Below are 23,464 nucleotides of genomic sequence, written 5' to 3'. Positions count from 1 at the left end.
GCGCGGACGTATTTGGTTGCAAGTCGGGCATGTTTCCGTTGGGAAATTATAGGGGTGCATTTCGGCCTTGCACCGGCGTTTCGGGCAGCAAGCGGCCACAACATCTTAAATTCGGAAGGCCGACGGAACCTCGGGGAGCTTTATAGGTTCGCGAAAGAACGCAAGTGCAGGAGCATACTGGTCATGCAGCCGCAAGAACGAACATTTCCCATAAGTGCCGGCATCCTGTTCGGTGTCGGCCTTGGAGGCTTTTTAGACGGCATCGTCCTGCACCAGGTGCTCCAATGGCATCATATGCTCAGTTCCCGGTATCCGATCTCAACCATTGAAGATCTGGAGCTGAACACGCTTTGGGACGGCATATTCCATAGCAGCACGTATCTCTTCGTCGCAGCAGGGCTGTTCATCCTCTGGCGCCACGCCCACCGCCGCCACCTGTACTGGTCCAGCAAGCTCCTTATTGGCACTATGCTGATTGGTTTCGGTGCCTTCAACTTCATCGAGGGATTGATTAACCACCAGCTGCTCGGCCTCCATCACGTCAATGAAACCGTGGCTGAGGCTTACCGTATCTACTGGGATATCGGATTTTTAATCTGGGGCGCGATCATGGTCATCATTGGCTGGCTGCTCCTTCGTGCCGGTAAGAAGGAGCAGTGGGCACAGCAGACGATGGCGCGATAAAAAAGTCAGCTGATAAGCTCCGAGTCACGGAAACCGGACCCTTTCTGCTTTATTCGGGCGTCACGATGCGAATGGGGCGTGTGCCGATCGGAGTGCCGGTCGAGCGGTCGATAGTGACGGGATCGATCTCCGTTCCCGTCTCGGCGTCGAAAAACCGAGTTACCTGCCCGCCGCCGCGATGCTTTCGTCCCCACGCGCCGATTGCGAACAGGACCGGAAGAAAGTCGCGCCCGGCCGTCGTCAGCACATATTCGTCCCGCGGCGGCCTCTCGGAGTAGCGGCGCTTTTCCAGCAACCCTTCGTCGGTCAGTGCCGAAAGCCGGCGGGTCAGGATCGTCGGCGCGATGCCGAGGCTTTTGCGGAACTCGTCAAAGCGGGTGAGCCCCGCATGGGCGTCCCGCAGGATCAGCATGCTCCATGCATCCCCCATCAATGCGAGGCTGCGGGCGATCAGGCATGGTTGGTCCAGAAGATTTTGCATGTCGATATCTTTTTGATAGTGACTTACTTTCGAAATGATAGTAACTAGCCTTGCATAGATGCTCCACCGAAAAATGAAAGCTGAGACAGATGAGCAATACAAAACACGGTGTCGCCTTGGTCACGGGCGCTTCCTCCGGCATCGGACTAGCGACGGCGCGAGCGCTGCAGCGTGAGGGATACCGGGTATTCGGGACCAGCCGGAAGGCCGTGCCGGACGCAGCAAGCGGGATGACGATGCTTGTCTGTGACGTGACGGACGAGGAGTCCGTACGGCGGATGGTGGCGGACGTGGTGAGCCAAGCCGGCCGCATAGACCTGCTCGTCAACAACGCCGGTAGCGGCCTGATCGGCGGCGCAGAAGAATCCTCGGTTGATCAGGCGAAGACCCTGTTCGAAGTCAATGTCTTCGGCGTAATGCGCGTTTCCAATGAAGTCCTGCCGGTCATGAGGCGTCAGGGCGGCGGCCGTATCATCAATATGTCCTCGGTGGTCGGCTTCCTTCCGAGCCCGTTCAGCGCACTCTATTCCTCGACCAAACACGCGATCGAAGGCTATTCCGAATCGCTCGATCACGAAGTCCGCACCGACGGCATCCGCGTCCTGCTCGTCGAACCCGCATTCACCCGTACATCATTCGAACAGAACGCGACCCAACCTGATCGGATGCTCGGCATCTACGACAAGGCGCGAGCATCGATGAATGCGGTCTGGAATAGCGCCATCGAGGCGGGCGACGCGCCGGAATCGGTCGCCGCCACCGTCGTTAGCGCCGCCGCTGCCACATCGCCGAAACTCCGTTACCCCGCCGGCAAGCGGGCGCGCCGGCTTCATCTTCTGCGACGCCTCGTTCCGTCAAGCGCCTTCGACCAGAGCCTGCGCAAGCAAATGAACTTACCCGTCTAACAGCTGCCGGCGCCAGCGCAATGCCCGTCACAGGACCCGGTGCGGCCTGGCGCCTCTCTTCCCCCATATAAGTCGCACGTCAACTGAACGTCGGGAAAAGGCCCTGCAGCGCGTCGTTGGAGGTGATTGTCGCGAAGACAAAGCCGGTTTCGTCGGCAATCGCGATGGCCTTAAGAGTCAGCTCCTCGCCGCTCCTCAGACAGTCCGCAGCGATATCACGCATGCCGAAGAAGGTCTCGACAACGGCTTTCTCGACGGAAGGAAAATCAATCCCTTCCAGATCGTGAATGAGACCCCTCTGCTCGTCTACGTGAAGAAAAAATTTCATGTCGCTACGCCCCTCCTCTTGAGCCTCACGTGTCGCCGAACGGCTGCGGATTAGCCCGATCGGCTGAGGCAAGTTGGAAGAGTCATCCCTCCCATGCAATTCAGCCTAAAGAGGTAGGCAAACAGCCGAAGGAAGATGTTTTGCCTTGGAAATCGGCAGTTCTGCCGCTGTTTGAGGCAAGTCCTGCGTGACGTATCACGCGCTGGCGAGAAGGGTGTGGGAATGAATTTCTTTGTGGGGCGGCAAATGCTCCGCGGTCACGAATTTATTTTCATCGCTGCCGGATAGAGGAAATGGGCTTCTATTTATTAGCATGGGCTACGTTGCCGACCGCAAACGGAAGACCGCTTTCCGGCCCTTCTAGCTCGGATGATCGATCCCGCTTCCTCTGGTCATTAGCTGTGGAAAACCCTCGTGGCGCCTGCCGCGCGCGCAACTGGAGACGGCGATTGCGGCCGGACTTTTCTGAAGTCGAGGTGATCCGGCCGCAATCGGGATCAGAATACCGCGAGATATTTCAGGAGCGAGATGATGCCGATCAGAATGACGATGATGCGCGCAATCTGTTTTGCGCGGCCGTCGATCGGCAGGCGTGCGATGAGATAGAGAACCAGAACGATCACCAGGAAGGTGATCAGAATGCTGATCAGAACGGAAGTACCCAAGCCCAACTCCTTTTTGAAGACAATGCCTTATGGCACGAGGCTTTAACTATGGTGCGGCGCGGGAAAGGAAAGGGGGGCGGTCGAGCTCGTGCAGGCATTGAAAGGCCCTCAGATCGGCTCGGCTCCAAGCTCGAAAGCCCAGTGGATAAGGCGGCCCTTCAGCGTCCGGTCTTTCAGATAACCCGTCAGTTCCTCGCTGATCTCCTCCAGCCGTCTGATCTCGAAGTCCGCGTCCGAGTAAGCGTTCCAGGCGGCCTGAAGGCTTTTGGTTACGTGGCTGCCGTGTTGCAGCGTGAACCAGATGCGGTTCCTGATCTTGTCGAGATCGGCCGCCCGGCCGACCCATTGCTGGCCGGTGGCGAGACAGCGGATCGCATAGATGCCCGCGGGCGCCTTTCTTTCCTTGTAGGCGGCGATTGCCGCTTTTCTGTCGGTAATGGTCATATCGGCTTCCTCATTTGAGATCCTCAATATCACCCGGATAAAATTATTGCAATATTATACCCGGGTAAAATACCGCTCCTCATTTGCGCCGGGCGATGAACCGCCGTAAGAGGGGGAATGCGTCTGAAATCCCATATCTTCGTCTCCGCCCTGATCCGCCGCGTCTTCGGGCTCGGTGGTTTTGCCGCAGTCGAAAAGAAGGGCGCGGAGGAAGCGGGCGCCGTCTTCATCCGCCACCGCTTTCGCGATGGGTCGGAAACACTCTATGCTCCGGCACCGCAGAACTTCTTCGGCGAGGACGACGGGCAGCGCAAATTCGAGGTGAGGGCGGAAAAGGCTGAGCCGGACGCGGTCCGCGAGATCCTGTCGCGCGAGCTGCGTTTTGATCCGGACCTCTGGCTCGTGGAACTGGAGACCGAAGACGTTACCGATCTTTTCGAGGTGGTGAGGCCGGCCTGATCCCGCTCTAGCGAGCCCGGTGGACGCCGGCCGCCGCGCGCCGGAGGCTGGCGCTGGTGCGCAGGATGCGGGGTTCGGCCTCGTGCTCTTGCGTCTGGTTGGCCGCGGCCGGCTGCTGTTTCGGTTCCGCATAGGTATAACTGTCGGCCCGGCGCCAGGCTTCGATCCGCCTGCCGCATTCGTCCTCGTCGAGCATGGTCCAGAGCGCTTCAGCGCGCGTGACGCCATCCTCATGGCTGCCGAGATGATCGTAGATCCGTTGCAGGATGAAGATCGCGTCCTCTCCCCGCATCGCAAGGCCCTTGAGCGTGGTGGCAAGCTGCTGGCCTGAAATGTCCAGCATGATGCGCTCGGAAAGCCAGAGGCTTGCCGAAAGGGAATCGGCGAGAACGGTTGCGAAAAGGCCGGCCTCCCGATCTCGCGCGAAGCGCACGAGCAGGGCTTCCTGGATCGGCGATAAGCTGCGCAGGCCGAGCCGGTCGTGAGCCGGACGGTCGATATGGCTGGCAAGCGCCTTGATGCGCTGGCGCAGGCCCTCTTCGCGGACCAGCCGCTCGGCGGTTGCGATGTCCTCCGCGACCGGTGCCGTGGTCGCTTCCGTTGCGGGCGTCTCGGCGGGTCTGGCGGCACGGTTATGGCGCAGCCCCACCAATGCGTCGATGACGGTAGGCGACAGCGCTTCGCGGCGGACGATCGCCCGTGCATGGGCTTCGCCCTGGATGCGGGCAATGGTGATCAGCGTCTCGTCGGAGAGGCAGCTGGAAGAGGTGAGGAAAGGGGCTGCGATCGAAATCGGCTGGCTGGCGATGAAGAAGGCGACGGCCGGCGGCACGTTCTTGCACTGGGAAAGCGCAGCGACGGCCTCGCGGCGGGCTTCCTCGGAGGAAGCGGAAAAGAGCGGCGCGAAGAGCTCGGCGAACTGTCGAAGCTCTGACCGCGTCGGATGCGGCAGGCTTTCAAAGACAGTCACGGTGGCCATCAGCACCACATCCTTCTTACGCATGGCACGGGGCCTTTCGAGGTCGCGGAACTCATTCGTCACAGGCAAACTCACATAGACGCAAATACAACTCATGAGGTGCCGTGAAGCCTTCAGGTGGGCCGTTTGGGCTTGCCTGATGCTGTCATCGTACCTTTCCTGGGGAACTCCCGGCGGCGCCGCATCGCTCATGCAGATGGGAAGACAACTGCTTCGCGGGACGCCTTGGTTTAACCGGATGGTAACGCTATGAGAGTTAACGGTCGGTGAAGACGGGTCGTTTTGATACGCCCGTCATTTTTTGGTGGTTTGTTGCCCCGAAAGGAGAGCCGAAAAGCAGCCGCGTCTGTGTTTTTGGCTGCAGACAACAGGTAAGCATCGGTAGTAAGTGCTATTTTAGCATTAACTCACTGTTAAGGTCGTTCTGGCGAAATTCTGGTTAACCGGCGTGTGTTGCCGGGGCTTCGAGTTCCGGGTGGCCCTCGCGTTCATGTAAGTCTTGAGGGCCATCCCATTCCCGGCCGGCTCAGGCGGAACCGGCCGTTTATGGCGAAATGTCCTTGCGCTTTTCAAGAAGCGCACTGACGAGAAAGGCGCGAATGTCCGGGGTTCCCGGAAGCGTCGGCCCCATTCAGAGGGCAGGGTGAGATCGATCCGTCTTCATCCGTCTCGAATTCCGAAAACGGAGGCGAGCATGGCAGAGATCGTAATATTGAACAGATGGCGCAGCGAGCACCCCCGCCGGCCGCAGATCAAGATCGGCGAAGCGAAAGAGGCCGGTCAGCTCCTGTTCTTTACAGGCGTGCGCTACGAGCGCTTCGACGACCGGATGGACCGCAAGGCGGAAAATCACGCGGTGCGCGCCGACTGACCTTTCGAAGAGATGGTTCCATCAGAAGCGGCTTCTGGTGCGCCATTCGAACGGCGTACAGGTTGCCTTGTCCAGGAACTGCGACGCGATATCCGCAAAGCTCTTTTGCGGCGCGAGACTTCTCAACACGGCATAACCGTCGGCCTGCCGCGTTTCGACCAGGATCGATTGTGATATCGCCTGGGGCAGCGATTTTCGTAGCGTGGTGAGCTGCACCGGCGTGGCGATCACCAGGTCCAGGCCTCCGCCGGCGGATGTGCGGTCGTTGATGCTGAACACTTCGTTGGACGACTGATCGTAGATCGCCAACGACCAGAACGGCACGCCGCTGTTGGCCGCGGTGAGACGCACGGGACCGTCCGCCACATCGAAAGCGCAGACGGCCACCTCTACAAACGGGTCGTCCTTGGCAAGCCCCGTCCGGTCCGGCTTTTCTCCGAGACGATAGAAGCGATGAATCTCGCCCTTCGCCAGGATGCGCGTATAGGCGTCCCGCTCGCTAAATTCCGGCAGCAGCAGCACGATGATAAGATGCAGCAGCGCCGCCCCGACAAGGCCGGTCACGATGGCAAAGATCACCTGAAGGGCAAATCTGGGCCTAGATCCAAGCCCAGATCTAAGCATTGCCGCACCCGGTTTTTTCGATGCGCGGCATGGTGAGGTCGATAAGGCCGGAACTGCCCGCGGTCGGAGTATCGAAAAGCGTCAGCGTCAGACGGAAGGGGCCGTTTGCCGGCACGGCGAGCCAGTTGCCGGGCCGGGCGGTTGCGGCAAGCACGATATCAAAACTGCCGCTCTCGTCGCGCAGCACGATGCGGGAGTTGAGCGCCGTCGGTAAATCCGATTGCGCCGAAGGCGGTGCGCCTCCCGGGGGCGCCGCAAACAACGTCCAGAGGCGCGCCTGAGGCGTGTGGCCCGTCAGCTTGTAGGTGCAGTTTCCGGACAGGCGCGCGCCCGCGTCATCGACAGACGCGGTAAAGACGAGGCCTTCGGCGCTGGCATAGAGCAGCCTGCCGCCATTGGCCCTGTGCGATTTGGCGTAAGGGTCCGCCGCCGCCGTCTGCACCTCGGGAAAGGCCTCCCAGGGGCCGAGCTTGATGGCGCCGAAACCCACGGTCGCATCGAGTGCCACGAGGGTGGACCAGATCCCGCCGCCGAAGGCGATGGCAAGCGCGATCGCGATGAGGATGGGAACACGAAACACGGGTTTGCTTGGGTCCTCGGGAACAGCTGTGTCAGAGGGTTAGCATTGATTCTGCCGGGGGGGAATGGGCAAAGAGGTGAAACCCCGGCCTGTTGCGAATTATAACGTTATGCGTTATAGATGCCGCATGATCAGGGATTTTGCGGACCGCGAAACTGAGCGGGTTTGGTCGGGTTTACGGAGCCGCAAGCTGCCCGCAGATATTCAGCCGATTGCGCTCAGGAAGCTGCGTTTGCTCAATCAGGCTCGCAAACTTTCGGATCTGCGGGTTCCGCCTGGAAATCGGCTTGAGGCGCTGAAGGGCGATCGCGCCAGCCACTTTTCGATCCGGATCAACGATCAGTGGCGTATTTGTTTCATCTGGACTGAAGGAGGACCTGCCCATGTCGAAATCCTCGACTACCACGGCTGAGGCCGAATGGCTCCACAATCCGCATCCGGGGGAAATTCTGCAGGAGGAGTTTCTCGGCCCGATGAGCTTGAGCCAGAACGGTTTGGCCCGGGCGATCGACGTCTCTCCACGACGCATCAACGAAATCATCCTGGGCAAGCGTGCGATAACTGCCGATACCGATCTCAGGCTCGCGCGATATTTCGGAATGTCAGAAGGTTTCTTCCTCGGGCTTCAGGCTGACTACGATCTGATGCAGCGGCGCCGGGAGCTTGGGGAGACGCTGGATCGCATCCAGCCCCGCGCTGCCTGACTACCGCTTCAATTCGGTGCTGGCGGTGGTGGCTGCGAGGGATGGCCGGGATGCGTCGTCGCCGGCCGGGCCGACAATGCCGGCATCGGCCACCTTGGCGGGAAGGAGGGGGCTGGCGGCCTTCAGCTTGGCGGCGATCTGCTTGAGGATGCGGGTCGACTCGGCCGACAGCGAGCGCGGCCGGACAAGCGCCGGCAGGCCGGAAGCCTCGCCTTCCTTCTTCGCAACCTCCTTGCCCTTGTGATCGCCGGTGGGCAACGGATTTTCGATGCCGGGGATGGGTCTAAGCTCGATGCCCTGATGGGCGTAATCCATCACCGTCTTGAAGGTCATCGCCGGCAGAGAACCGCCTGTCATGTTGTCCATCGAGGTGAAATCGTCGTTTCCGAACCAGACGGCGGTGGTGTAGTTGCCCGTGAAGCCGATGAACCAGGCGTCGCGATAGCTCTGCGAGGTGCCGGTCTTGCCGCCCGTGACGATGCCGCCGTCGAGGGCGGCCCGCTTGGCGGTGCCGATCACCGGGATTTGCGTCAGGATGCGGTTCATGGACGACATTGCCTTTTCCGACAGCACGCGCCGGGCCGGCGGTTCGTCGCGATTGAAGTCGTAAAGAACCTCGCCGCCATAACTCAGCACCTGCTCGATGCCGTGGCGGCGCGACTGCATGCCGCCCGCCGGCATCACGGCATAGGCGGTCGCCTGGTCGAGAACGGTGACTTCCGACGTACCAAGCGGGACGGTCTTGTCGCTCCTGAGCGGCGTTTCGATGCCCATGGCCTTGGCGGTCTGCACGATCACATCGGTGCCGAGATGGTCTTTGGCGAGCCGGACTGGCACGGTGTTCAGCGATTGCGCCATGGCCGAAAGCAGCGTCACCTTGCCCTTGTAGGAACGGGCGTAGTTCTGCGGGGACCACCCGCGCCAGGTGATCGGCGCATCCGAAATGACCGATTCGGGTGTGAAACCGTGCTCCATGGCCGCGGAATAGGTATAGAGCTTGAAGGAGGAGCCCGGCTGGCGAAGCGCCTTTGCTGCACGATTGAACTGGCTTGCGCCATAGTCGCGCCCGCCCACCATGGCCCTAACGGCGCCGCCGTTCTCGATCATGACAAGCGCGCCCTGCTTGGCCTTGTAGCTTTCGCCATATTCGCGCAGGCTCGATTCCATCGCGGTCTCGGCGGCCTGCTGGAGGCCGGTGTCGATCGTGCTGCGCACGATGACGGAATGCTCCTTGAGCTTGCCGGCCGCGGCGAGCCGTTGCACCTCGTCGAACGCCCAGTCGAGGAAATAGTCCGGCGCATTGACGTCGGCCCGGTCGACCACCGTCGCCGGGCTGCGGCGGGCGGCAATGACCTGACCTTCGGTCATAAGCCCGCCCTGAACCAGGTTGGAAAGCACTTCGTTGGCGCGCGAGCGCGCCGCCGGCAGGTTGACATGCGGGGCATATTTGGCCGGCGCCTTGAACAGGCCCGCCAGCATGGCGGATTCGGCAAGGTTCACTTCGGTAATGTTCTTGCCGAAATAAAATTGCGAAGCCGCGGCCGCACCGAAAGTGCCGCCGCCCATATAGGCGCGGTCGAGATAAAGGGAGAGGATCTCCTTCTTAGAAAGGTTCGCCTCGAGCCATAGCGCCAGGAAGGCTTCCTTGATCTTGCGTTCGATCGAGCGCTCGTTGGTCAGGAAGAGGTTCTTTGCAAGCTGCTGGGTAATCGTCGAGCCGCCCTGGACGACGCCGCCGGCCTTGGCGTTTTCGCTCATCGCGCGGGCAAGGCCCAGGAAGTCGATGCCGAAATGGTCGAAGAAACGCCGGTCCTCGGTTGCCAGCACGGCTTTGATCAGATGGTCCGGCAGTTCGTCGATCGGCACGGAATCTTCATGGATGATACCGCGATGGCCGATGGTATTGCCGTAGCGGTCGAGGAAGGTGACGGCGAAGTCGCCACGGTTTCGCCAATCTTCCCTGGTTTCCTCGAAGGCGGGCAGGGCGAGTGCAAGCACGACCACCGAACCGGCCGTGCCGAGCGTCATGGCCTCGCCGGCAAGCTCGAAGCCGAGGCGTTTCCAGCCGCGCACGCGAAACCGGCGGAAGAAGATGGTGATCTCTTCCCAGATTTCGCCGAGCTTGAAGCCAAGGTTCCAGACGGTGGAGTCGATCCAGGAATCGATGCGCAGCAGGATATGGCGCCTCCGGCGCGGCCGCCCGCCGGATGGTCTTGGTTCGTCCTGCGGCTCTTCCTGCACCTTGGAGTTCCCCCGCCTGTTCTGGATGAGTTTTGCTTGACGCCGTCCCCTGCAGGGATCAAGAGCATGAGCCTCTCACCGTTATTCAGCAATAGCTGACAAATGGTTGATGCGCGATAGCCAATTCGCAACAGGTAAAATGCAGATACGGCGATTTGTTCCGTTCTGCCGCAAAAGTGATGTTTCATCGATGACGGACATGCCTTTCTGGAAAACCAAGCGGCTTGATGAGCTGACTCAAGACGAGTGGGAAAGCCTCTGCGACGGCTGCGGGCTCTGTTGTCTCAACAAGCTTGAAGATTGGGATACGGGGGACGTGGTCTTCACTTCCGTCGCCTGCCGGCTTCTCGACGGAACGACTTGTCGCTGCAAGGATTACGACAACCGCCAGGCGACGGTGCCGGATTGCATTCAGCTCACGCCGGAGACGGTCAATGACATTTCCTGGCTGCCGCCGACCTGTGGCTATCGGCTGGTGCGGGATGGAGAGGACCTCTATTGGTGGCATCCGCTCGTCTCTGGAGATCCCGAAACCGTGCACCAGGCGGGCATTTCCGCTCGCGGCCGCACGGTGAGCGAGGAAGAAGTCGATGTCGACGATTTCGAAGACTATCTTGTTGATTGGCCTCTGACGGTAGGTCAGGATTGACTTAAGGCAATTTCGTACATGCAAATGACGTATATGCTTCTTGTTTAGCAACAGATAATACTTGTTGCATGGGGCAAGGGTAATAGATCGGCATTTCCATGACGACAGATGGCACGCTCGCAGACCACCTTTATGAGGCGGCTCTCGTTCCCGAACTTTGGACTGACACCTGCGAGCGGCTCGCTGCGGAAATCGGATCCTCCACCGCGTCCATCTTCACAGTCGACGGTCATGGAACCCACCGCTACGTCACCAGCAGGAATATTGCCGAAGCCTTTCGCCAATTTGCCAGCAGCGAACTTCGGCTGACCAATATCCGGGCGCAACGGGCGCTGGAGCGATCGCCCTTCGCCTTCGGCAGGGACATCGACATCCTGACGAAGGAGGAATACGAGCAGGATCCCATTCGTCCCGCTTTCCTGCACCCTCATGGAATGGAATGGGAAGCAGGTTGCGTCTTCCAGGAGCCGACCGGGCATATGATCGCAATCATCCTGATGCAAGCCAAGGGGCGCGGGCACTTTTCCGATGAGCAATTGGCACGGTTGAACGCGCTGAAGCCGGACCTGGCCCGGGCAGCCTACATGTCGTCCCGGCTTGCTTTCAACGAAGCGCATTCGATGACCGAGGCGCTCTCCATGCTCGGGCTGCCCGCGGCCGTGATAGGCGATAGCGGGCAGGCGATCGCCATGAATCCCGAAATGGAAAATTTGAGTCCGCGCATCCGCGCCGGCGCCGGTAACCGTCTTGTATTCGAGAGCAGCGGGGCGAGCGCCCTGTTTAACGAAGCCCTGGAGCGTTACCGCGCCCGGGCTGTTCCCACTGTGCAGTCCCTTCCGATGGTGCCACGTAATGGCGCGCCGGCGCTCATCCTGCATCTCCTTCCGGTGCGCCGGGCGGCGCGCGACATCTTCTCCCGCTCCATGGCGGTGCTCGCCGTGACGGAGGTGGGCAAGGTCGGCGCTCCGGACATGCGGGTCCTTTCCGGTCTTTTCGACCTGACGCAGGCAGAAGCCCGGGTGGCGCGCGGTATCGCGCTGGGGCAGACGACGGAGACGATCGCCGCTTCGCTCGGCATTTCGCTCGAAACCGCCCGCTCGCATCTGAAGCGGATCATGCAGAAGACCGGCACGACCAGGCAGGCGGAACTGGTTCTTCTGCTGTCGGGGCTCTCCGCTCCGGGTTCGATTAATGGTAGCGGGGATACGGCATAGGAGCCTAATGGCGGCTTTGGGTCAGGACGCACCTTTGGCAGGTTCGCCCTTGTTTCCGAGAGTCATTTTCATCAGGATCAACGACGCTATTCCGCTGGCAAGCAGCATCCAGTCTTGAGGAACACTCAACAGGAGCGCAGCGCTTCCTCCCACGACCGACCACAATAGGGGAATGGTCAGAAGCCAAATCGGCACCCTTTGCTTCGCCAACAGGAGGACCCCAAACGAGAAAATCGTGAGGGGACACGGGGTAACGCCAAAACTCGGCAACTCGACCAGCGAATGCCCGAGGAGAACTCCGATCAGGGGGTAAAGTAAAATCGCGTAGAAAATCAGTAAGCCGCCGGCATAGGCCCTGATCGGCGGCACCTTTCCGAATTGCGGATTATTGAGGGCGGCAGCCAACAGGAACAGCAGGCCCTGGAGGACGAAGAAGGCGGCGAAAATGAACGCAGCGCTGTTGATGCCGCTGAAAAAAGCGAAATGATAGGATAACCCCGTCCAGAGCCACATTACGGCTAGGCCCAAGATAGGCGAAATTGCCGCTCCATCGTATCTGCCGCCAGATCGCACAGATGATTGCCAGCCCTAAAACCTCGGCAACGATCTGCGCCGGCCATATGGCCTGATTGTAGATAACGAACACGGACATGAATTGCTCGCGGGAAAATGGCAGCATGTTCGCACCTCCAGACTTCCAATAGCCCACATCTCCCTCAATCTGCATTGATCGACAGCAACCAACGCAGGTCAAAGTGGAGCTAAAAGACCGGCGAACGGAAAATCTTATTGGCCCCTTGACCTTCCCATGATGGGAAGCTCCACATAGGGCGGGACAGTGAGACATCCCGCGAAGAAAGGGAGATTCCGCCCATGAACCAGATCGCAAAACACATCCATCCCTCCGAGCCTTTCACCATACCCGTGGACGGCATGACCTGCGCCTCCTGCGTGCGCCGCGTTGAAAACGCAGCCGCCAAGGTGCCGGGCGTCGACAGCAGCGCTGTCAATTTCGCCACCAAGAAGCTGACGGTGCAATCGTCTGAAGGATTTTCACCGGACGATCTCGAAAAGGCGATCCGCAAGGTGGGCTACGAGATTCCGCCCGGCGCCATGGATCATGCCATGCGCGATGCCGGCATGCTGCCTGCGGCGCCGGCGGCGAAGCATGCCGGACACGACCATCATCATGCCCAGGCAGAGCATGCGGGGCATATGGAAAGCCACGATCATTCCGCTTCCGCCGGCGGGCATGACCACATGCATATGCATCAGGGTGAGGAGGGCGTGCTGAAGCGCGATCTGGCGATCGCCTTCGTGCTGACCCTGCCACTTTTCGTGCTCGAAATGGGCAGCCATTTCTACGACCCGTTCCATCACTGGCTGATGGGCGTCATCGACACGCACAACCTCTATTACCTCTATTTCCTGGCTGCGACGGCGGTGATCTTCGGTCCGGGCTTCCGTTTTCTCAGGCTCGGCCTGCCGGCGCTGTTGCGCGGCGCGCCGGAGATGAACTCGCTGGTGGCCGTCGGCGTGCTGGCAGCCTATGGCTATTCGCTGGTTGCCACCTTCGCACCCGATCTTTTGCCGGAAAGCGCCCGCTACGTCTATTTCGAGGCGGCGACGGTGATCGTCACGCTGATCCTGTTCGGCAGGCTCCTGGAGGCGCGCGCCAGCGGACGTACCGGCGAGGCGATCCAGAAACTCGCCGGCCTCCAGGCCAAGACTGCCCGCGTCGAGCGTGACGGCCAGACGATGGATATTCCGGCAGACCAGGTGGTTGCGGGGGACATCGTGGTGATCCGCCCCGGCGAACGCCTGCCCGTCGACGGCACGGTGATCGACGGGCAGTCGAATGTCGACGAATCGATGATATCAGGCGAGCCGCTGCCGGTCGAAAAGGCGGCAGGAGCAAGCGTCGTCGGCGGTACGATCAACAAGACCGGCTCCTTCCGCTTCCGTGCCGACAAGGTGGGCCGCGATACCATACTTGCGCAGATCATCCGCATGGTCGAGCAGGCGCAGGGGTCGAAACTGCCGATACAGACCCTGGTCGACCGGGTGACCGCATGGTTCGTGCCGGCCGTGATCGCGCTGGCGGCGCTGACCTTCGCCGTCTGGTTCTTCTACGGTCCCAGCCCGGCGCTTACCCACGCGCTCGTCAATGCGGTCGCCGTGCTGATTATTGCCTGCCCCTGTGCAATGGGGCTTGCCGTGCCGACCTCGATCGTGGTGGGCGGCGGGCGCGCCGCGGAGCTCGGCGTGCTGTTCCGCAAGGGCGAGGCGCTGCAGGAATTGCGCAATGTCGATCTCGTGGTGCTCGACAAGACCGGCACGGTCACCAAGGGCCGGCCCGAACTGACCGACCTCGTCGCCGCAGAAGGTTTTGCCGAGGACGACGTCCTGAAGCTCGTCGCCGGCGTCGAGGCGCAATCAGAACATCCGATTGCCGACGCCTTCGTCAAGGCGGCGGAAGCGAAGGGGGTGGCCGTGCCGAAGGCGGAAAACTTCAATTCCGTCACGGGTTACGGCATCGAAGCCGACGTGGACGGCCGCCGAGTGGCGGTCGGCGCCGACCGCTTCATGGAAAAGCTCGGCCTCTCGGTCGAAGCCTTTGCCGAAGCTGCAGCGCGCCTCGCAGGCGAGGGCAAGACGCCGCTATATGCCGCAATCGACGGCAAGGTCGCGGCTGCAATCGCAGTTGCCGATCCGTTGAAGCCCGCCAGCCGCGACGCGATCAAGGCTCTGCATGACATGGGTATCGAAGTCGCCATGGTGACGGGCGACAACCGCCGCACTGCGGAAGCGATCGCCCGTCAGGTCGGTATCGGTAGGGTCGTGGCCGAAGTCTTGCCCGAGGGCAAGGTAAAGGCGGTCCACGATATGCGCGCGGGCGGCAGGAAGCTCGCCTTCGTCGGCGACGGCATCAACGACGCTCCCGCACTCGCCGAGGCCGATATCGGCATCGCGATCGGCACCGGCACGGATGTGGCGATCGAAAGCGCCGACGTGGTGCTGGTGGGCGGCGAGCTTTCCGGCGCGGTTGCGGCCATCGCCATGAGCCGCGCGACCATGACCAACATCAAGCAGAACCTGTTCTGGGCCTTTGGCTACAACGTGGCGCTGATCCCCGTTGCGGCAGGGGCTTTGTATCCCGCCTTCGGCTGGCTGCTGTCGCCAATGATCGCCGCCGGCGCCATGGCGCTGTCGAGCGTCTTCGTGCTCGGCAACGCGCTCAGGCTGAAGACCGTCACGATTGGAGAAGAGAAATGAATATCGGCCAGGCTTCCGAAGCATCCGGCGTTTCGGCCAAGATGATCCGCTATTACGAGGAGATCGGGCTGATCCGGCCGATGGGCCGCACAGGCAACAACTACCGCGTCTATGGCGAGGAGGAGGTGCATGTCCTGCGCTTCATCAAACGCGCCCGCAACCTCGGTTTTTCGCTCGAAGAGACCGAGACGCTTCTGAAACTCTGGCAGGACCAGAGTCGGGAGAGCGCGGCCGTCAAGGACGTGGCGACCGCCCATATCGCCGATCTGGAGCGCCGGATCGCCGAGATGCAGGGCATGGTGAAGACGCTGAAGCATCTTGCCCATTGCTGCGGCGGCGATCAGCGGCCGAACTGCCCGATCCTCGACGACCTTGCCGGCGACGCACCTGCGCCGACGCCTCGCAAGAAGGCGAAACAACCCGCTTGACCTTCCCTTCATGGGAAGGTGCAGAAGATATCTAGTGAGACAAGGAGAATCTTGAAATGACTGCTGTTTTCACCGTACCGGACATGACCTGCGGCCATTGCGAAAAGACCGTGCGCGGAGCGCTGGACGAAGCGTTGCCGGGTGCCGCCGTGACGGTCGACCTCTCATCCAAAAAGGTCACGGTCGAAGGCGATGCGAAAAAGGCCGAGGAAGCCATTCGAGAGGCAGGCTACAGCCCGGAACGGGTGGCTGCCTGATCGCACCTGAACTCATGCCCGGCGGCCGTCGATCGCGATATGCAGCATTCTCAGTGCGCCGGCGGCGTCGAGCAGATTGGCCTGAAGCTGGTCGTGGGTGATCTTGCCTATCCCGAGCGCCAGGGAAATGGACTGGAGATCGACGATCTCCTTGGGGATGCCCGCAAAGCAGGCGCCTTCCTCCAGGTCAAAGATCTTCTCGCTGGCGCGGGTCAACAACTGCCGCTTTCCCACGTCGGAAAGCCGCACCAGCTCATTTGCCGATCGCACGAGTTCGGTTACCACATCGGTTATGGCGCTCACGTCGCGGTGCCTCGTTACCTCAATTCGATCTGCTCAGTAAACGGGAGCGCGGGGAGAAAATCCATCCCCCACATAGGGGCTTGCATTGTCGATTTCAGACGATTCTGTGGATAAATACATTCCATCTCATTGCGGAGCCAAGTTTAGGTCTCGTGAATAAAGTAGATTTGGCGCTTACTTTCAGTAAAGCAAAGGGCGGCCCCCGAGCCGGCCTGTCATGGCTTCAATGTTTCACCCAATTCTCGAAATCCCGTGGCGCGACGTTGCTTCCACACAGGACTGTCGCGACGGTTTGCCCGCGAAAACGGCCCGGGTATTCGAGAATGCTGGCAATACCCAACGCGGCGGCAGGTTCGACGATCAGGCCGGAGTGCCTATAGAGGAGCCTCATGCCCTCGACGATACTGTCTTCCTCGACCAGAAGCGCATCGTCCACGACTTCCAGCATATCCGTCAAAACATCGGGGATGACGTATCGTCCGGCCACGCCGTCGGCGATCGTGTGGGGCGGCCCGGAATCGATGACCGCGCCGGCAAGATAGGATCGGGTCAACGCGGGCGCATTTTGAGGCTGAACGGACAAAACCGTCGTGTCCGGGCAACGGTTTTTGAGCGCAAAACCAATACCTGTCGCCATCGCCCCGGCGCCAAGCGAAATCAGGACGGAATCCAGCGGGAACGGCAGTTTGGCGAGTTCCAGACCGATTGTCCCTGCTCCTTCGCAGGTATCGATGTTTTTGCTGTCTTCGACCAGGAATGCGCCTGTTTCTCGGGAACGCGCAAGCGCAGCTTCAAGTGCTTCTTCGATCTGGCCTTCTACCAGAACGACCGCCGCGCCCAATGCTTTCATGCGTTCGACCTTCAAGGGATTGGCAGTGGATGAGGCTGTGACGGTAACGCCGAAACCTCTGCTCCTTCCGCTATAGGCGAGTGCCTGGCCAAGATTTCCAGCACTTGCGCAGACCACCGCCTTTTGACCGCCGGCGGCTTCGAGATTAGCCAGCACCGTTTCTGTTCCGCGTCCCTTGAAACACCGGACGGGGTTCAACGTCTCTACCTTCAATACGACGCGGCATCCCAAAACTCTGCTGAGATGGGGGCAAAAATACTGGGGCGTATTCTGAAAGACGCTGTCGATCTTGTGAACGGCGGTTTCAATCCGTTCGATGCTGAGTCTTGTCATGAATTTATGATGGCACGCGCAATTTGCGGTCACAAGGTGAGGCTCCAAGCCCTCATCTGACCCTTTCCCGAGTTCAATTTGGTGTCGTTTGTCGGTTTGGGCCGGTTTCATACGTCTTTCGGAAGACGGCCGCGGTGGCCGGTTGGCAAGAGGAGAGCAAAGATGCGTGTCATGGTGATGGTCAAGGCGACCAAGGACAGCGAAGCGGGCGTGATGCCGACCCGGGAGCTTTTCGAAGCTATGGGCAAGTTCAACGAAGATCTGGTGAGTGCCGGCATCATGCTGGCCGGCGATGGCCTGAAACCCTCGGTCCAGGGCAAGCGCGTTGCCTTCGACGGTGCCGATCGGCTGGTGATCGACGGCCCGTTTACGGAGACGAAGGAACTGGTGGCCGGTTACTGGCTCTGGCAGGTGAAGGACATGGACGAGGCCGTAGCCTGGGTCAAGCGTTGCCCCAATCCGATGCCGGGCCCGAGCGAGATCGAGATCCGGCCTCTCTACGAGATGGAGGATTTTGCCGATGTCCTGACGTCGGAAATCGTGGACCAGCACGAGCGCCTGCGCGAGCAGATGGCGAAGCGCTGAGCGTCCTGAGGGCGAGGGTGTTGAAGAAAACCACGTCCTTTGACCGCCGGAAGCGTGTTCCGGCGGCTTTGGTCGCAACGTGGTGCGGTTAGAATTTCACGCCGATGCCGACATTGATGATGTGTTGGTTGAAGTTGAAATCGGAGCCCGCGAGATCACCTTCCCCAAAGTCGTTGTAGCGGTATTCGATACGGCCGAAGACGTTGTCGGTGAAGGCGTAGTCCAGACCGCCGCCGATCGTCCAGCCGTGCAGCGTGTCGTCATCGTCGAACCCGCCGCCATCGATGCTGGCATTGGTGGCGGTCCAGCCGCCGGCCGCGAAGATGAGCGCCCGGTCCATGGCATAACCGACGCGGCCGCGCACTGAACCGGAGAAGCCGGTGCCGATGTCGACGCCGCCCGCATAGCTGTTCTCATTCCAGTCATAGTTCACGTCGCCTTCGAGACCCGCGACGAAACCGCTCGAAAACTGCCAGTTGTAGCCGACAAAACCGCCGAACCTCCAGCCGTCGAAGCTGTCGGAGCCACCGACGATCGCATCGCCGTCTCCCCAGCCATACCCGGTATGAAGACCGATATAGGGGCCGGACCAGGTGAACGCAGCCGGCATTTCCACCGCTTCCGGTGCGGCGGGAACCGCTTCGACCGCATCCGCGGCATAGACAACGGAAGAGGCGGTCATGGCGGCCGTCGTGGCGAGAATGAAAATAGCCTTCATGGATATTCCCTCCGGTTGATGATGATGATTGATGTAGTGCAACTTGCTTGGAAAGCTGTAGCTAAAATACAACAAAAGGCCGAAACTGACGATCCATTTTAAGCCTCTGAAATTGCGCTGTTTTTATTTTCGCCTGCCGCCTTGACCTCAACTGCGCTTGAGGTCGTAGCGTGCCGCGCATCGTAATAACGGACACGGAGTCGGGTGTGCTGCAGGATATCGATACGAGTTGGTCGAGGCTTTTGCGGGGCCGTGACGGTGCCATGCTGGCACTGATTTCCTCCGGGATCGGGCTTCATGCCTTCAACCAGTTCGCAATCGTTGCGGCTTTGCCGCCGGCGGCGCGAGAGATCGGCGGCACGGATTATTTCAGCTGGGCCTATACGCTGTATTTCCTGGGTTCGATTGCCGGCGGCACCGGAGCGGCGGCATTCCGGGACCGGATCGGTGTGAAGGCGAGCCTGATGATCTCTGCCCTCCTCTTTGCCGTCGGCGGACTGTTTGCGCTTGCCGCACCCGCCTTTTCCTGGATCATGGCGGGGCGTCTCCTGCAGGGCGTCGCCGACGGGCTGGTGGTGGCGATCTGCTACAGCCTCATCCCCGCGAACTTTCCCTCCGCCCTGATCGCCAAGGTCTTCGCCGTCGAAGCGATCGTCTGGGCGGTGGCGGCGATTGCCGGGCCGCTCGCAGGGGGGCTGTTGACCGAGGCCTATTCCTGGCGGGCGGCGTTCCTCGCCGTCGCGCCCTTCGTTCTGCTTCTGCCAGTCCTGACGCTGGTTGCAAGGCCCCGTGTGACGGAGGCGGCGCCCATGCCGCTTTCCTTCGCCACGATCGGGCTGTGCCTTGCCGCTTCCTTCGTCCTGTCGCTCTCCTCCGTGGCCACCGACGGCGCCATGCAGGCTGTGGCGATCGCCGCCGGGGCGGGACTTTTCCTGCCGGCCCTGAAGCTCGACGGGAAGATCGGCGCCAGGCTTTTCCCGGCCGGAGCCTTTCGGCTGGGCTCGGTACTCGGAAACGGCTTCTGGGTGCTGTTCCTGATGTCGGCCAGCCATTCGGTCGGTAGCGTCTACCTGGCGGTGATGATCGACGCCGTCTTCGGGTTCCGGCCGGCGGTGGTCGGATACCTCGTCGTCAGCATGGCACTCACCTGGAGCGTGGTCGCAGTTGCTGCCAGCCGCATCGTGGCGCTGGGAGCGCGGCATGCCTGGATGCGCAGCGGTGCCCTGTTCCAGCTCCTCGGCTTCCTGGCGCTCGCCGCATCGTTTGCGTACGGTTCCCTGGGGCTCCTGCTTTTGGGCCAGATCGCGATCGGCACAGGTTTCGGCCTGGCCTGGGCCAGCATCAACCAGGCCGCCATGGAGGCGGCCGAGACTGCGGAGCGGGATCTGGCGAGCGCCCTACTGCCGACGATTTCGACCGCAGGTTACGCGGTCGGCGCAGGTCTTGCCGGAATGATCGCGACCGCCACGGGCCTGGTATCCCGGCTCGACGGCGGGGAGGCAGGCGGGCCGGCCATCTGGCTTTACGGCACGGCGGCTGCAGGCGCGCTGCTGACCTTCCTGTTCGGCTTCGGCGTCAGGCTGAAAGGCAACTGACGCCCGGTAACCCGGGTTTCAGATTTGGCGCAACGGGTCGAGGTTGCCGCAGGCGCCCTTCTCAAAAACTCCGATGACCGGCCGGTAGTCGTTATCGATGCCGACGGCATTCAGGAGAATGAACAGGATATGCCGGGTGAGCGCGTTCAGATAGGGAAACTCGTCGTGGAGCCTCCCCTTGTAGAGGAATGACAGGCGGTTGAACTCCTTGGAAAGCTCGATGAGATAACCGAGGTTTTGTCCGCGCGGATCGGCAGGCTGAAACAGCAGCTCGCAACCGGCCGCTTGCGCCGTTCCTTCCGATCCGTTCGGACCGACCTTGACCGACATGCCTGACGCCCGCATGGCGGTCAGCACTTCCTCGTTTGCGACGCCTTCGCGCCATCGTGTTGAGGCAAGATCGCGCAGACCTCCGGCCTTTTCCTTGAGGACGAGCGGAAGGGCCAGAAGCAGGACGGCAACGGTAAACATGCGGATCATGCGCGCACCGCAGATTTCCGACCCATCGATGCGAGGCCGATTATCCAGAAGGTGGTGAGCAGCCCGACCACTTCTCCGGCGACGCCGTCATGCAAAGGCTCGTAAAGGTCCATGAAGCGGATCATTGCGAACAGCCGCATCCAGTTGATCAGCACGACGCCGGCAATGCCCGCCGCCAGCCAGTTGAGACCCCGAAGCGGGCTGACCTTGTTCACCACCGAATACGCCAACCATGCCAGAAGCATGTAGGAAATGCCGTGGAACGAGGAACATGCCCACAGGATGAGCACCGGATCGTTGCCGTCCGTCGGAACGACGAAATTGGCGCTGCTCTCGTATCCGGCGGCGAGTGCCGTGACATAGGCATCGATGGTCAGGACCGGCGTGCCGATCGCCATGACGAGGATGAGGCCCCAGAACTTGGGCACGGTCAGATAGATCGAAAGGATGCCGAGCTTGCGGTCGGAGAGAAGCACCCGTCCGCCGAGGATGGTCAGCGCGACCCAGGAAAACCAGGTCAGCGGCAGATAGAGAAGAAGGGCGACCAGGCCAATGACCAGCCTTTCCGCCCAGAGCGGCAGACGGCTTTCGAGAGGCATCTTCCAAAGCGCCCAGGCGACCCAAAGGACCGAAAACAAGAGTACCGGGTGAACGCCTCCGCCCGTGAGCAGTGCGGACACGACGCCGTCTTCAACGAACACCTTGCGGATATCTTCGAAAACAGCGTTGCCGAAGGCGCACAGTACAAGGGTCGAATAGAGGGGACCTAGGCGCTCTTTTTCAAGGAGAAGGGTAGCCCTGGAAAGTAAAGATGCAGCGGATGGATCAGTTCTTGCTGCGCTTGAGTATGACATAGGCAAAAAGGCCGGCTGCGAGCGGCAGGCCAAGTGCCGCTATCGGAAACGGCGCGCCGCGGGGACCCCCTCCGCCACCGCCGCCATGACCACCGCCGTATCCAATACCTCCCATGGCGAGGGCGGCGCCCCCGTTCAGCGCGAGGACTGCCGTGGCGGTCAACGCAAACAGAACTTTTCTCATACTCTTCCCCTCCAACGCGACAACGCCGTTACCCGGGATCCACCCGATATAAATCAATTATTACATAGGTTTTAGCGAATTATAACTAATCCAAATGGTGAGGTGGTCGTCCGCCGGAGGTTTTACTTGACGCCTGTTCGCGCTGGACAGTCCCGCTCGATCTACCACCAACGCGCAACAAAAGCGTCATTTCCTTGTTCGGCAGGGGAGGTTACCCATATTGAGTAAACGGGGCCGCGGCGGCCTTGAGGAGGCACATTCTTGGTGTTCCAGTTCGACAATTCCTATGCCCGCCTGCCGGACAGATTTTTCGCGTCCGTCTATCCGGAACCGGTGGACGGTCCGGTCTTGTTGAAGTTCAACCAGGAGCTGGCGGAGGAACTTGGCATCGAGGCGGATTTTTCCGATCCCGCCAGGCTTGCGGCGGTCCTTGCCGGCAATGTCGTACCGCCGGGTGCCGCGCCGATCGCCATGGCCTATGCGGGCCACCAGTTCGGCAATTTCGTGCCGCAGCTCGGCGACGGGCGGGCAATCCTGCTCGGCGAGGTGGTGGACCGCAGGGGAGTGCGCCGCGACATTCAGTTGAAGGGAGCCGGGCCGACACCCTTTTCCCGCCGCGGCGACGGGCGTGCTGCACTTGGGCCCGTGCTTCGCGAATACATCCTCTCCGAGGCGTTTGCGGCGCTCGGCATTCCGGCGACCCGGGCCCTTGCGGCAGTCGCGACCGGCGAGCCGGTCTATCGCGAACGGGTCGAGCAGGGGGCCGTCTTCGTGCGGGTGGCGGCAAGCCATGTGCGGATCGGCACCTTCCAGTTCTTTGCTGCCCGGGGCGACAATGACGGCGTTAAGCTGCTCGCCGACTACGTGATCGAGCGCCACTACCCCGAGCTTCAAGGGCGCGAAAATCCCTATCTGGCGCTGCTCGGGGAGGTGGCCATGCGGCAGGCGGCGCTAATCGCCCGCTGGATGGGCGCCGGCTTCATCCACGGGGTGATGAACACCGACAACATGACGATATCAGGCGAGACGATCGATTTCGGCCCCTGCGCCTTTCTCGATGAATATAATCCTATGAAGGTGTTTTCCTCAATCGATCAGATGGGCCGTTATGCCTATCGCAACCAGCCTGGGATCGGCCAGTGGAACATTGCCCGGCTGGCGGAATGCCTGCTGCCGCTGCTCAACGTCGACGAGGAAAAGGCGGTGGAGGCTGCAAACGGCGTGCTGAAAGAATTCGGCGAGCGGTTTCAGACAGAATGGGTGGCGGTTTTCCGCAGGAAGATCGGGCTTTTCTCTGAGGCCGAAGGCGACGGCGAACTGATCCAGGCGCTGCTTTCCGCCATGCAGGAAGGGGAGGCGGATTTCACCCTTGCCTTCCGGCGGCTCGCCGGTGCGGCGGAGGGCGAGGATGAAGCGTTCCTTGCCTGCTTTGCCGCTATTCCCAAAGCCAGCGACTGGCTTTCGGCCTGGCGCGAGCGTCTCTCCGGCGAGATGCAAGAGGGCAGCGAACGAGCTTCGGCGCTGCGGGCGGCCAATCCCGCCCTCATTCCCCGCAACCACCGCGTCGAGGAGGCGCTTTCGGCTGCCAATTACGGCGACTTCAGCTATTTCGAGCGGCTGCTTGCGGCGATCGAACACCCCTTCGAGGAACGGCCGGAATTCGCCGACCTGACGACGCCGCCGAAGCCGGAGGAGCGGGTGACGCAGACGTTCTGCGGGACGTGAGGAAAAATTCACCAGAATAGGAAATTAATCCTTTACGGCGTGACGGTG

Annotated in this window: 29 protein-coding genes and 1 pseudogene; 14 read left to right on the top strand and 16 right to left on the bottom strand. The window is 61.0% G+C overall.

Annotated features, from left to right (window positions below):
- Positions 1-183 precede the first annotated feature (183 nt).
- Entirely contained in the window at positions 184-684 is a 501-nt protein-coding gene (locus EDE05_RS13360) for a DUF2243 domain-containing protein (RefSeq protein ID WP_134101349.1), read from the top strand.
- Positions 685-733: 49 nt separating this feature from the next.
- On the opposite strand, the gene EDE05_RS13355 is transcribed toward EDE05_RS13360, so the two are convergent.
- A complete protein-coding gene (locus EDE05_RS13355) occupies positions 734-1,165 on the bottom strand; it encodes a helix-turn-helix domain-containing protein (protein WP_134101345.1) in 432 nt (143 codons plus the stop codon).
- Between the two features lie 89 nt (positions 1,166-1,254).
- Here EDE05_RS13355 and EDE05_RS13350 point away from each other — a divergent pair, with 89 nt between their 5' ends.
- Positions 1,255-2,070, top strand: coding sequence for an oxidoreductase (locus tag EDE05_RS13350; protein ID WP_134101341.1), 816 nt, complete (start codon positions 1,255-1,257; stop codon positions 2,068-2,070).
- Between the two features lie 79 nt (positions 2,071-2,149).
- Here EDE05_RS13350 and EDE05_RS13345 read toward each other — a convergent pair whose 3' ends face one another.
- The 3 genes from EDE05_RS13345 to EDE05_RS13335 form a co-directional block, all read right to left on the bottom strand.
- Positions 2,150-2,398 (bottom strand): hypothetical protein, encoded by a 249-nt coding sequence (locus EDE05_RS13345; protein ID WP_134101337.1) that lies wholly within the window; start codon positions 2,396-2,398, stop codon positions 2,150-2,152.
- Positions 2,399-2,895: 497 nt separating this feature from the next.
- The gene (locus EDE05_RS13340) at positions 2,896-3,063 is read right to left on the bottom strand and encodes a Thivi_2564 family membrane protein (protein WP_105371678.1); all 168 of its coding nucleotides are present in this window, start codon (positions 3,061-3,063) and stop codon (positions 2,896-2,898) included.
- A gap of 108 nt (positions 3,064-3,171) precedes the next feature.
- A complete protein-coding gene (locus EDE05_RS13335) occupies positions 3,172-3,507 on the bottom strand; it encodes a GIY-YIG nuclease family protein (RefSeq protein WP_134101333.1) in 336 nt (111 codons plus the stop codon).
- Positions 3,508-3,624: 117 nt separating this feature from the next.
- Here EDE05_RS13335 and EDE05_RS13330 point away from each other — a divergent pair, with 117 nt between their 5' ends.
- Positions 3,625-3,966 carry a DUF1491 family protein gene (locus EDE05_RS13330; protein WP_134101330.1) on the top strand — a complete coding sequence of 114 codons (342 nt, stop codon included), beginning with the start codon at positions 3,625-3,627 and terminating at the stop codon, positions 3,964-3,966.
- Positions 3,967-3,973: 7 nt separating this feature from the next.
- Here EDE05_RS13330 and EDE05_RS13325 read toward each other — a convergent pair whose 3' ends face one another.
- Entirely contained in the window at positions 3,974-5,008 is a 1,035-nt protein-coding gene (locus EDE05_RS13325) for a DUF2336 domain-containing protein (RefSeq protein WP_134101327.1), read from the bottom strand.
- Positions 5,009-5,639: 631 nt separating this feature from the next.
- On the opposite strand from EDE05_RS13325, the gene EDE05_RS26825 reads away from it, so the two are divergent.
- A complete protein-coding gene (locus EDE05_RS26825) occupies positions 5,640-5,816 on the top strand; it encodes a hypothetical protein (RefSeq protein ID WP_165924163.1) in 177 nt (58 codons plus the stop codon).
- A gap of 21 nt (positions 5,817-5,837) precedes the next feature.
- Here the strand turns inward: EDE05_RS26825 and EDE05_RS13320 are convergent, their stop codons facing one another.
- Together EDE05_RS13320 and EDE05_RS13315 are read right to left on the bottom strand one after the other, a co-directional pair.
- Positions 5,838-6,440 (bottom strand): DUF1254 domain-containing protein, encoded by a 603-nt coding sequence (locus EDE05_RS13320; RefSeq protein WP_134101324.1) that lies wholly within the window; start codon positions 6,438-6,440, stop codon positions 5,838-5,840.
- The gene (locus EDE05_RS13315) at positions 6,433-7,020 is read right to left on the bottom strand and encodes a DUF1214 domain-containing protein (RefSeq protein ID WP_134101321.1); all 588 of its coding nucleotides are present in this window, start codon (positions 7,018-7,020) and stop codon (positions 6,433-6,435) included. The genes EDE05_RS13320 and EDE05_RS13315 overlap by 8 nt, the downstream gene beginning before the upstream one ends.
- A 127-nt stretch (positions 7,021-7,147) precedes the next feature.
- On the opposite strand from EDE05_RS13315, the gene EDE05_RS13310 reads away from it, so the two are divergent.
- Positions 7,148-7,432: a type II toxin-antitoxin system RelE/ParE family toxin gene (locus tag EDE05_RS13310; protein ID WP_134101617.1), complete on the top strand. Its 285-nt coding sequence runs from the start codon at positions 7,148-7,150 to the stop codon at positions 7,430-7,432.
- Positions 7,404-7,724, top strand: a complete 321-nt coding sequence (locus EDE05_RS13305; RefSeq protein WP_134101318.1) for a HigA family addiction module antitoxin — start codon at positions 7,404-7,406, stop codon at positions 7,722-7,724. The genes EDE05_RS13310 and EDE05_RS13305 overlap by 29 nt, the downstream gene beginning before the upstream one ends.
- Here EDE05_RS13305 and EDE05_RS13300 read toward each other — a convergent pair whose 3' ends face one another.
- A complete protein-coding gene (locus EDE05_RS13300; protein ID WP_134101315.1) occupies positions 7,725-9,965 on the bottom strand; it encodes a transglycosylase domain-containing protein in 2,241 nt (746 codons plus the stop codon). It lies immediately after the preceding gene.
- Between the two features lie 190 nt (positions 9,966-10,155).
- Here EDE05_RS13300 and EDE05_RS13295 point away from each other — a divergent pair, with 190 nt between their 5' ends.
- The gene (locus EDE05_RS13295) at positions 10,156-10,614 is read left to right on the top strand and encodes a YcgN family cysteine cluster protein (protein WP_134101310.1); all 459 of its coding nucleotides are present in this window, start codon (positions 10,156-10,158) and stop codon (positions 10,612-10,614) included.
- A 98-nt stretch (positions 10,615-10,712) separates the two neighbouring features.
- On the top strand, positions 10,713-11,828 hold the full coding sequence (locus EDE05_RS13290) for a helix-turn-helix transcriptional regulator (RefSeq protein ID WP_134101307.1): 1,116 nt from the start codon (positions 10,713-10,715) through the stop codon (positions 11,826-11,828).
- A gap of 21 nt (positions 11,829-11,849) precedes the next feature.
- On the opposite strand, the gene EDE05_RS13285 is transcribed toward EDE05_RS13290, so the two are convergent.
- Both EDE05_RS13285 and EDE05_RS27410 read right to left on the bottom strand, forming a co-directional pair.
- Positions 11,850-12,341 (bottom strand): DUF6064 family protein, encoded by a 492-nt coding sequence (locus EDE05_RS13285; RefSeq protein WP_281033731.1) that lies wholly within the window; start codon positions 12,339-12,341, stop codon positions 11,850-11,852.
- Positions 12,342-12,423: 82 nt separating this feature from the next.
- Positions 12,424-12,480: pseudogene (locus tag EDE05_RS27410) on the bottom strand (hypothetical protein); the annotation flags it as partial.
- 221 nt (positions 12,481-12,701) lie between these two features.
- Between EDE05_RS27410 and EDE05_RS13280 the strand changes: the two are divergent.
- From EDE05_RS13280 to EDE05_RS13270, 3 genes are read left to right on the top strand one after another with little or no spacing between them, the layout of a single operon-like run.
- Positions 12,702-15,104 (top strand): heavy metal translocating P-type ATPase, encoded by a 2,403-nt coding sequence (locus tag EDE05_RS13280; protein WP_134101304.1) that lies wholly within the window; start codon positions 12,702-12,704, stop codon positions 15,102-15,104.
- The gene (gene cueR, locus EDE05_RS13275) at positions 15,101-15,532 is read left to right on the top strand and encodes a Cu(I)-responsive transcriptional regulator (protein ID WP_105371667.1); all 432 of its coding nucleotides are present in this window, start codon (positions 15,101-15,103) and stop codon (positions 15,530-15,532) included. The genes EDE05_RS13280 and cueR overlap by 4 nt, the downstream gene beginning before the upstream one ends.
- Positions 15,533-15,588: 56 nt before the next feature.
- Positions 15,589-15,789 carry a heavy-metal-associated domain-containing protein gene (locus tag EDE05_RS13270; protein WP_112802802.1) on the top strand — a complete coding sequence of 67 codons (201 nt, stop codon included), beginning with the start codon at positions 15,589-15,591 and terminating at the stop codon, positions 15,787-15,789.
- 12 nt (positions 15,790-15,801) lie between these two features.
- Here the strand turns inward: EDE05_RS13270 and EDE05_RS13265 are convergent, their stop codons facing one another.
- A complete protein-coding gene (locus tag EDE05_RS13265) occupies positions 15,802-16,092 on the bottom strand; it encodes a hypothetical protein (protein ID WP_134101301.1) in 291 nt (96 codons plus the stop codon).
- A 223-nt stretch (positions 16,093-16,315) separates the two neighbouring features.
- Positions 16,316-17,275: a pyridoxal-phosphate dependent enzyme gene (locus tag EDE05_RS13260; RefSeq protein ID WP_134101299.1), complete on the bottom strand. Its 960-nt coding sequence runs from the start codon at positions 17,273-17,275 to the stop codon at positions 16,316-16,318.
- Positions 17,276-17,437: 162 nt separating this feature from the next.
- On the opposite strand from EDE05_RS13260, the gene EDE05_RS13255 reads away from it, so the two are divergent.
- Positions 17,438-17,860: a YciI family protein gene (locus EDE05_RS13255; protein WP_134101296.1), complete on the top strand. Its 423-nt coding sequence runs from the start codon at positions 17,438-17,440 to the stop codon at positions 17,858-17,860.
- Positions 17,861-17,948: 88 nt separating this feature from the next.
- On the opposite strand, the gene EDE05_RS13250 is transcribed toward EDE05_RS13255, so the two are convergent.
- The gene (locus EDE05_RS13250) at positions 17,949-18,578 is read right to left on the bottom strand and encodes an outer membrane protein (RefSeq protein WP_112802808.1); all 630 of its coding nucleotides are present in this window, start codon (positions 18,576-18,578) and stop codon (positions 17,949-17,951) included.
- 170 nt (positions 18,579-18,748) lie between these two features.
- Here EDE05_RS13250 and EDE05_RS13245 point away from each other — a divergent pair, with 170 nt between their 5' ends.
- Positions 18,749-20,173, top strand: a complete 1,425-nt coding sequence (locus EDE05_RS13245) for an MFS transporter (RefSeq protein ID WP_134101293.1) — start codon at positions 18,749-18,751, stop codon at positions 20,171-20,173.
- Between the two features lie 18 nt (positions 20,174-20,191).
- Here EDE05_RS13245 and EDE05_RS13240 read toward each other — a convergent pair whose 3' ends face one another.
- The 3 genes from EDE05_RS13240 to EDE05_RS13230 all read right to left on the bottom strand — a co-directional run bounded on the left by EDE05_RS13240 (position 20,192) and on the right by EDE05_RS13230 (position 21,691).
- Positions 20,192-20,653 (bottom strand): hypothetical protein, encoded by a 462-nt coding sequence (locus EDE05_RS13240; RefSeq protein ID WP_134101290.1) that lies wholly within the window; start codon positions 20,651-20,653, stop codon positions 20,192-20,194.
- Entirely contained in the window at positions 20,650-21,354 is a 705-nt protein-coding gene (locus tag EDE05_RS13235; RefSeq protein WP_166675453.1) for a hypothetical protein, read from the bottom strand. Before EDE05_RS13235 ends, EDE05_RS13240 begins: the two co-directional genes overlap by 4 nt.
- Before the next feature lie 124 nt (positions 21,355-21,478).
- Positions 21,479-21,691, bottom strand: a complete 213-nt coding sequence (locus tag EDE05_RS13230; RefSeq protein WP_134101284.1) for a hypothetical protein — start codon at positions 21,689-21,691, stop codon at positions 21,479-21,481.
- 264 nt (positions 21,692-21,955) lie between these two features.
- On the opposite strand from EDE05_RS13230, the gene EDE05_RS13225 reads away from it, so the two are divergent.
- Complete coding sequence (locus tag EDE05_RS13225) at positions 21,956-23,416, top strand: protein adenylyltransferase SelO (protein WP_134101612.1); 1,461 nt, start codon at positions 21,956-21,958, stop codon at positions 23,414-23,416.
- The last annotated feature ends 48 nt before the right edge of the window (positions 23,417-23,464 follow it).

The sequence above is a fragment of the Neorhizobium sp. R1-B genome (assembly GCF_004368875.1).
GTDB classification, from domain to species: domain Bacteria; phylum Pseudomonadota; class Alphaproteobacteria; order Rhizobiales; family Rhizobiaceae; genus Neorhizobium; species Neorhizobium huautlense.
This window is presented reverse-complemented; position numbering and strand designations above follow the sequence as displayed.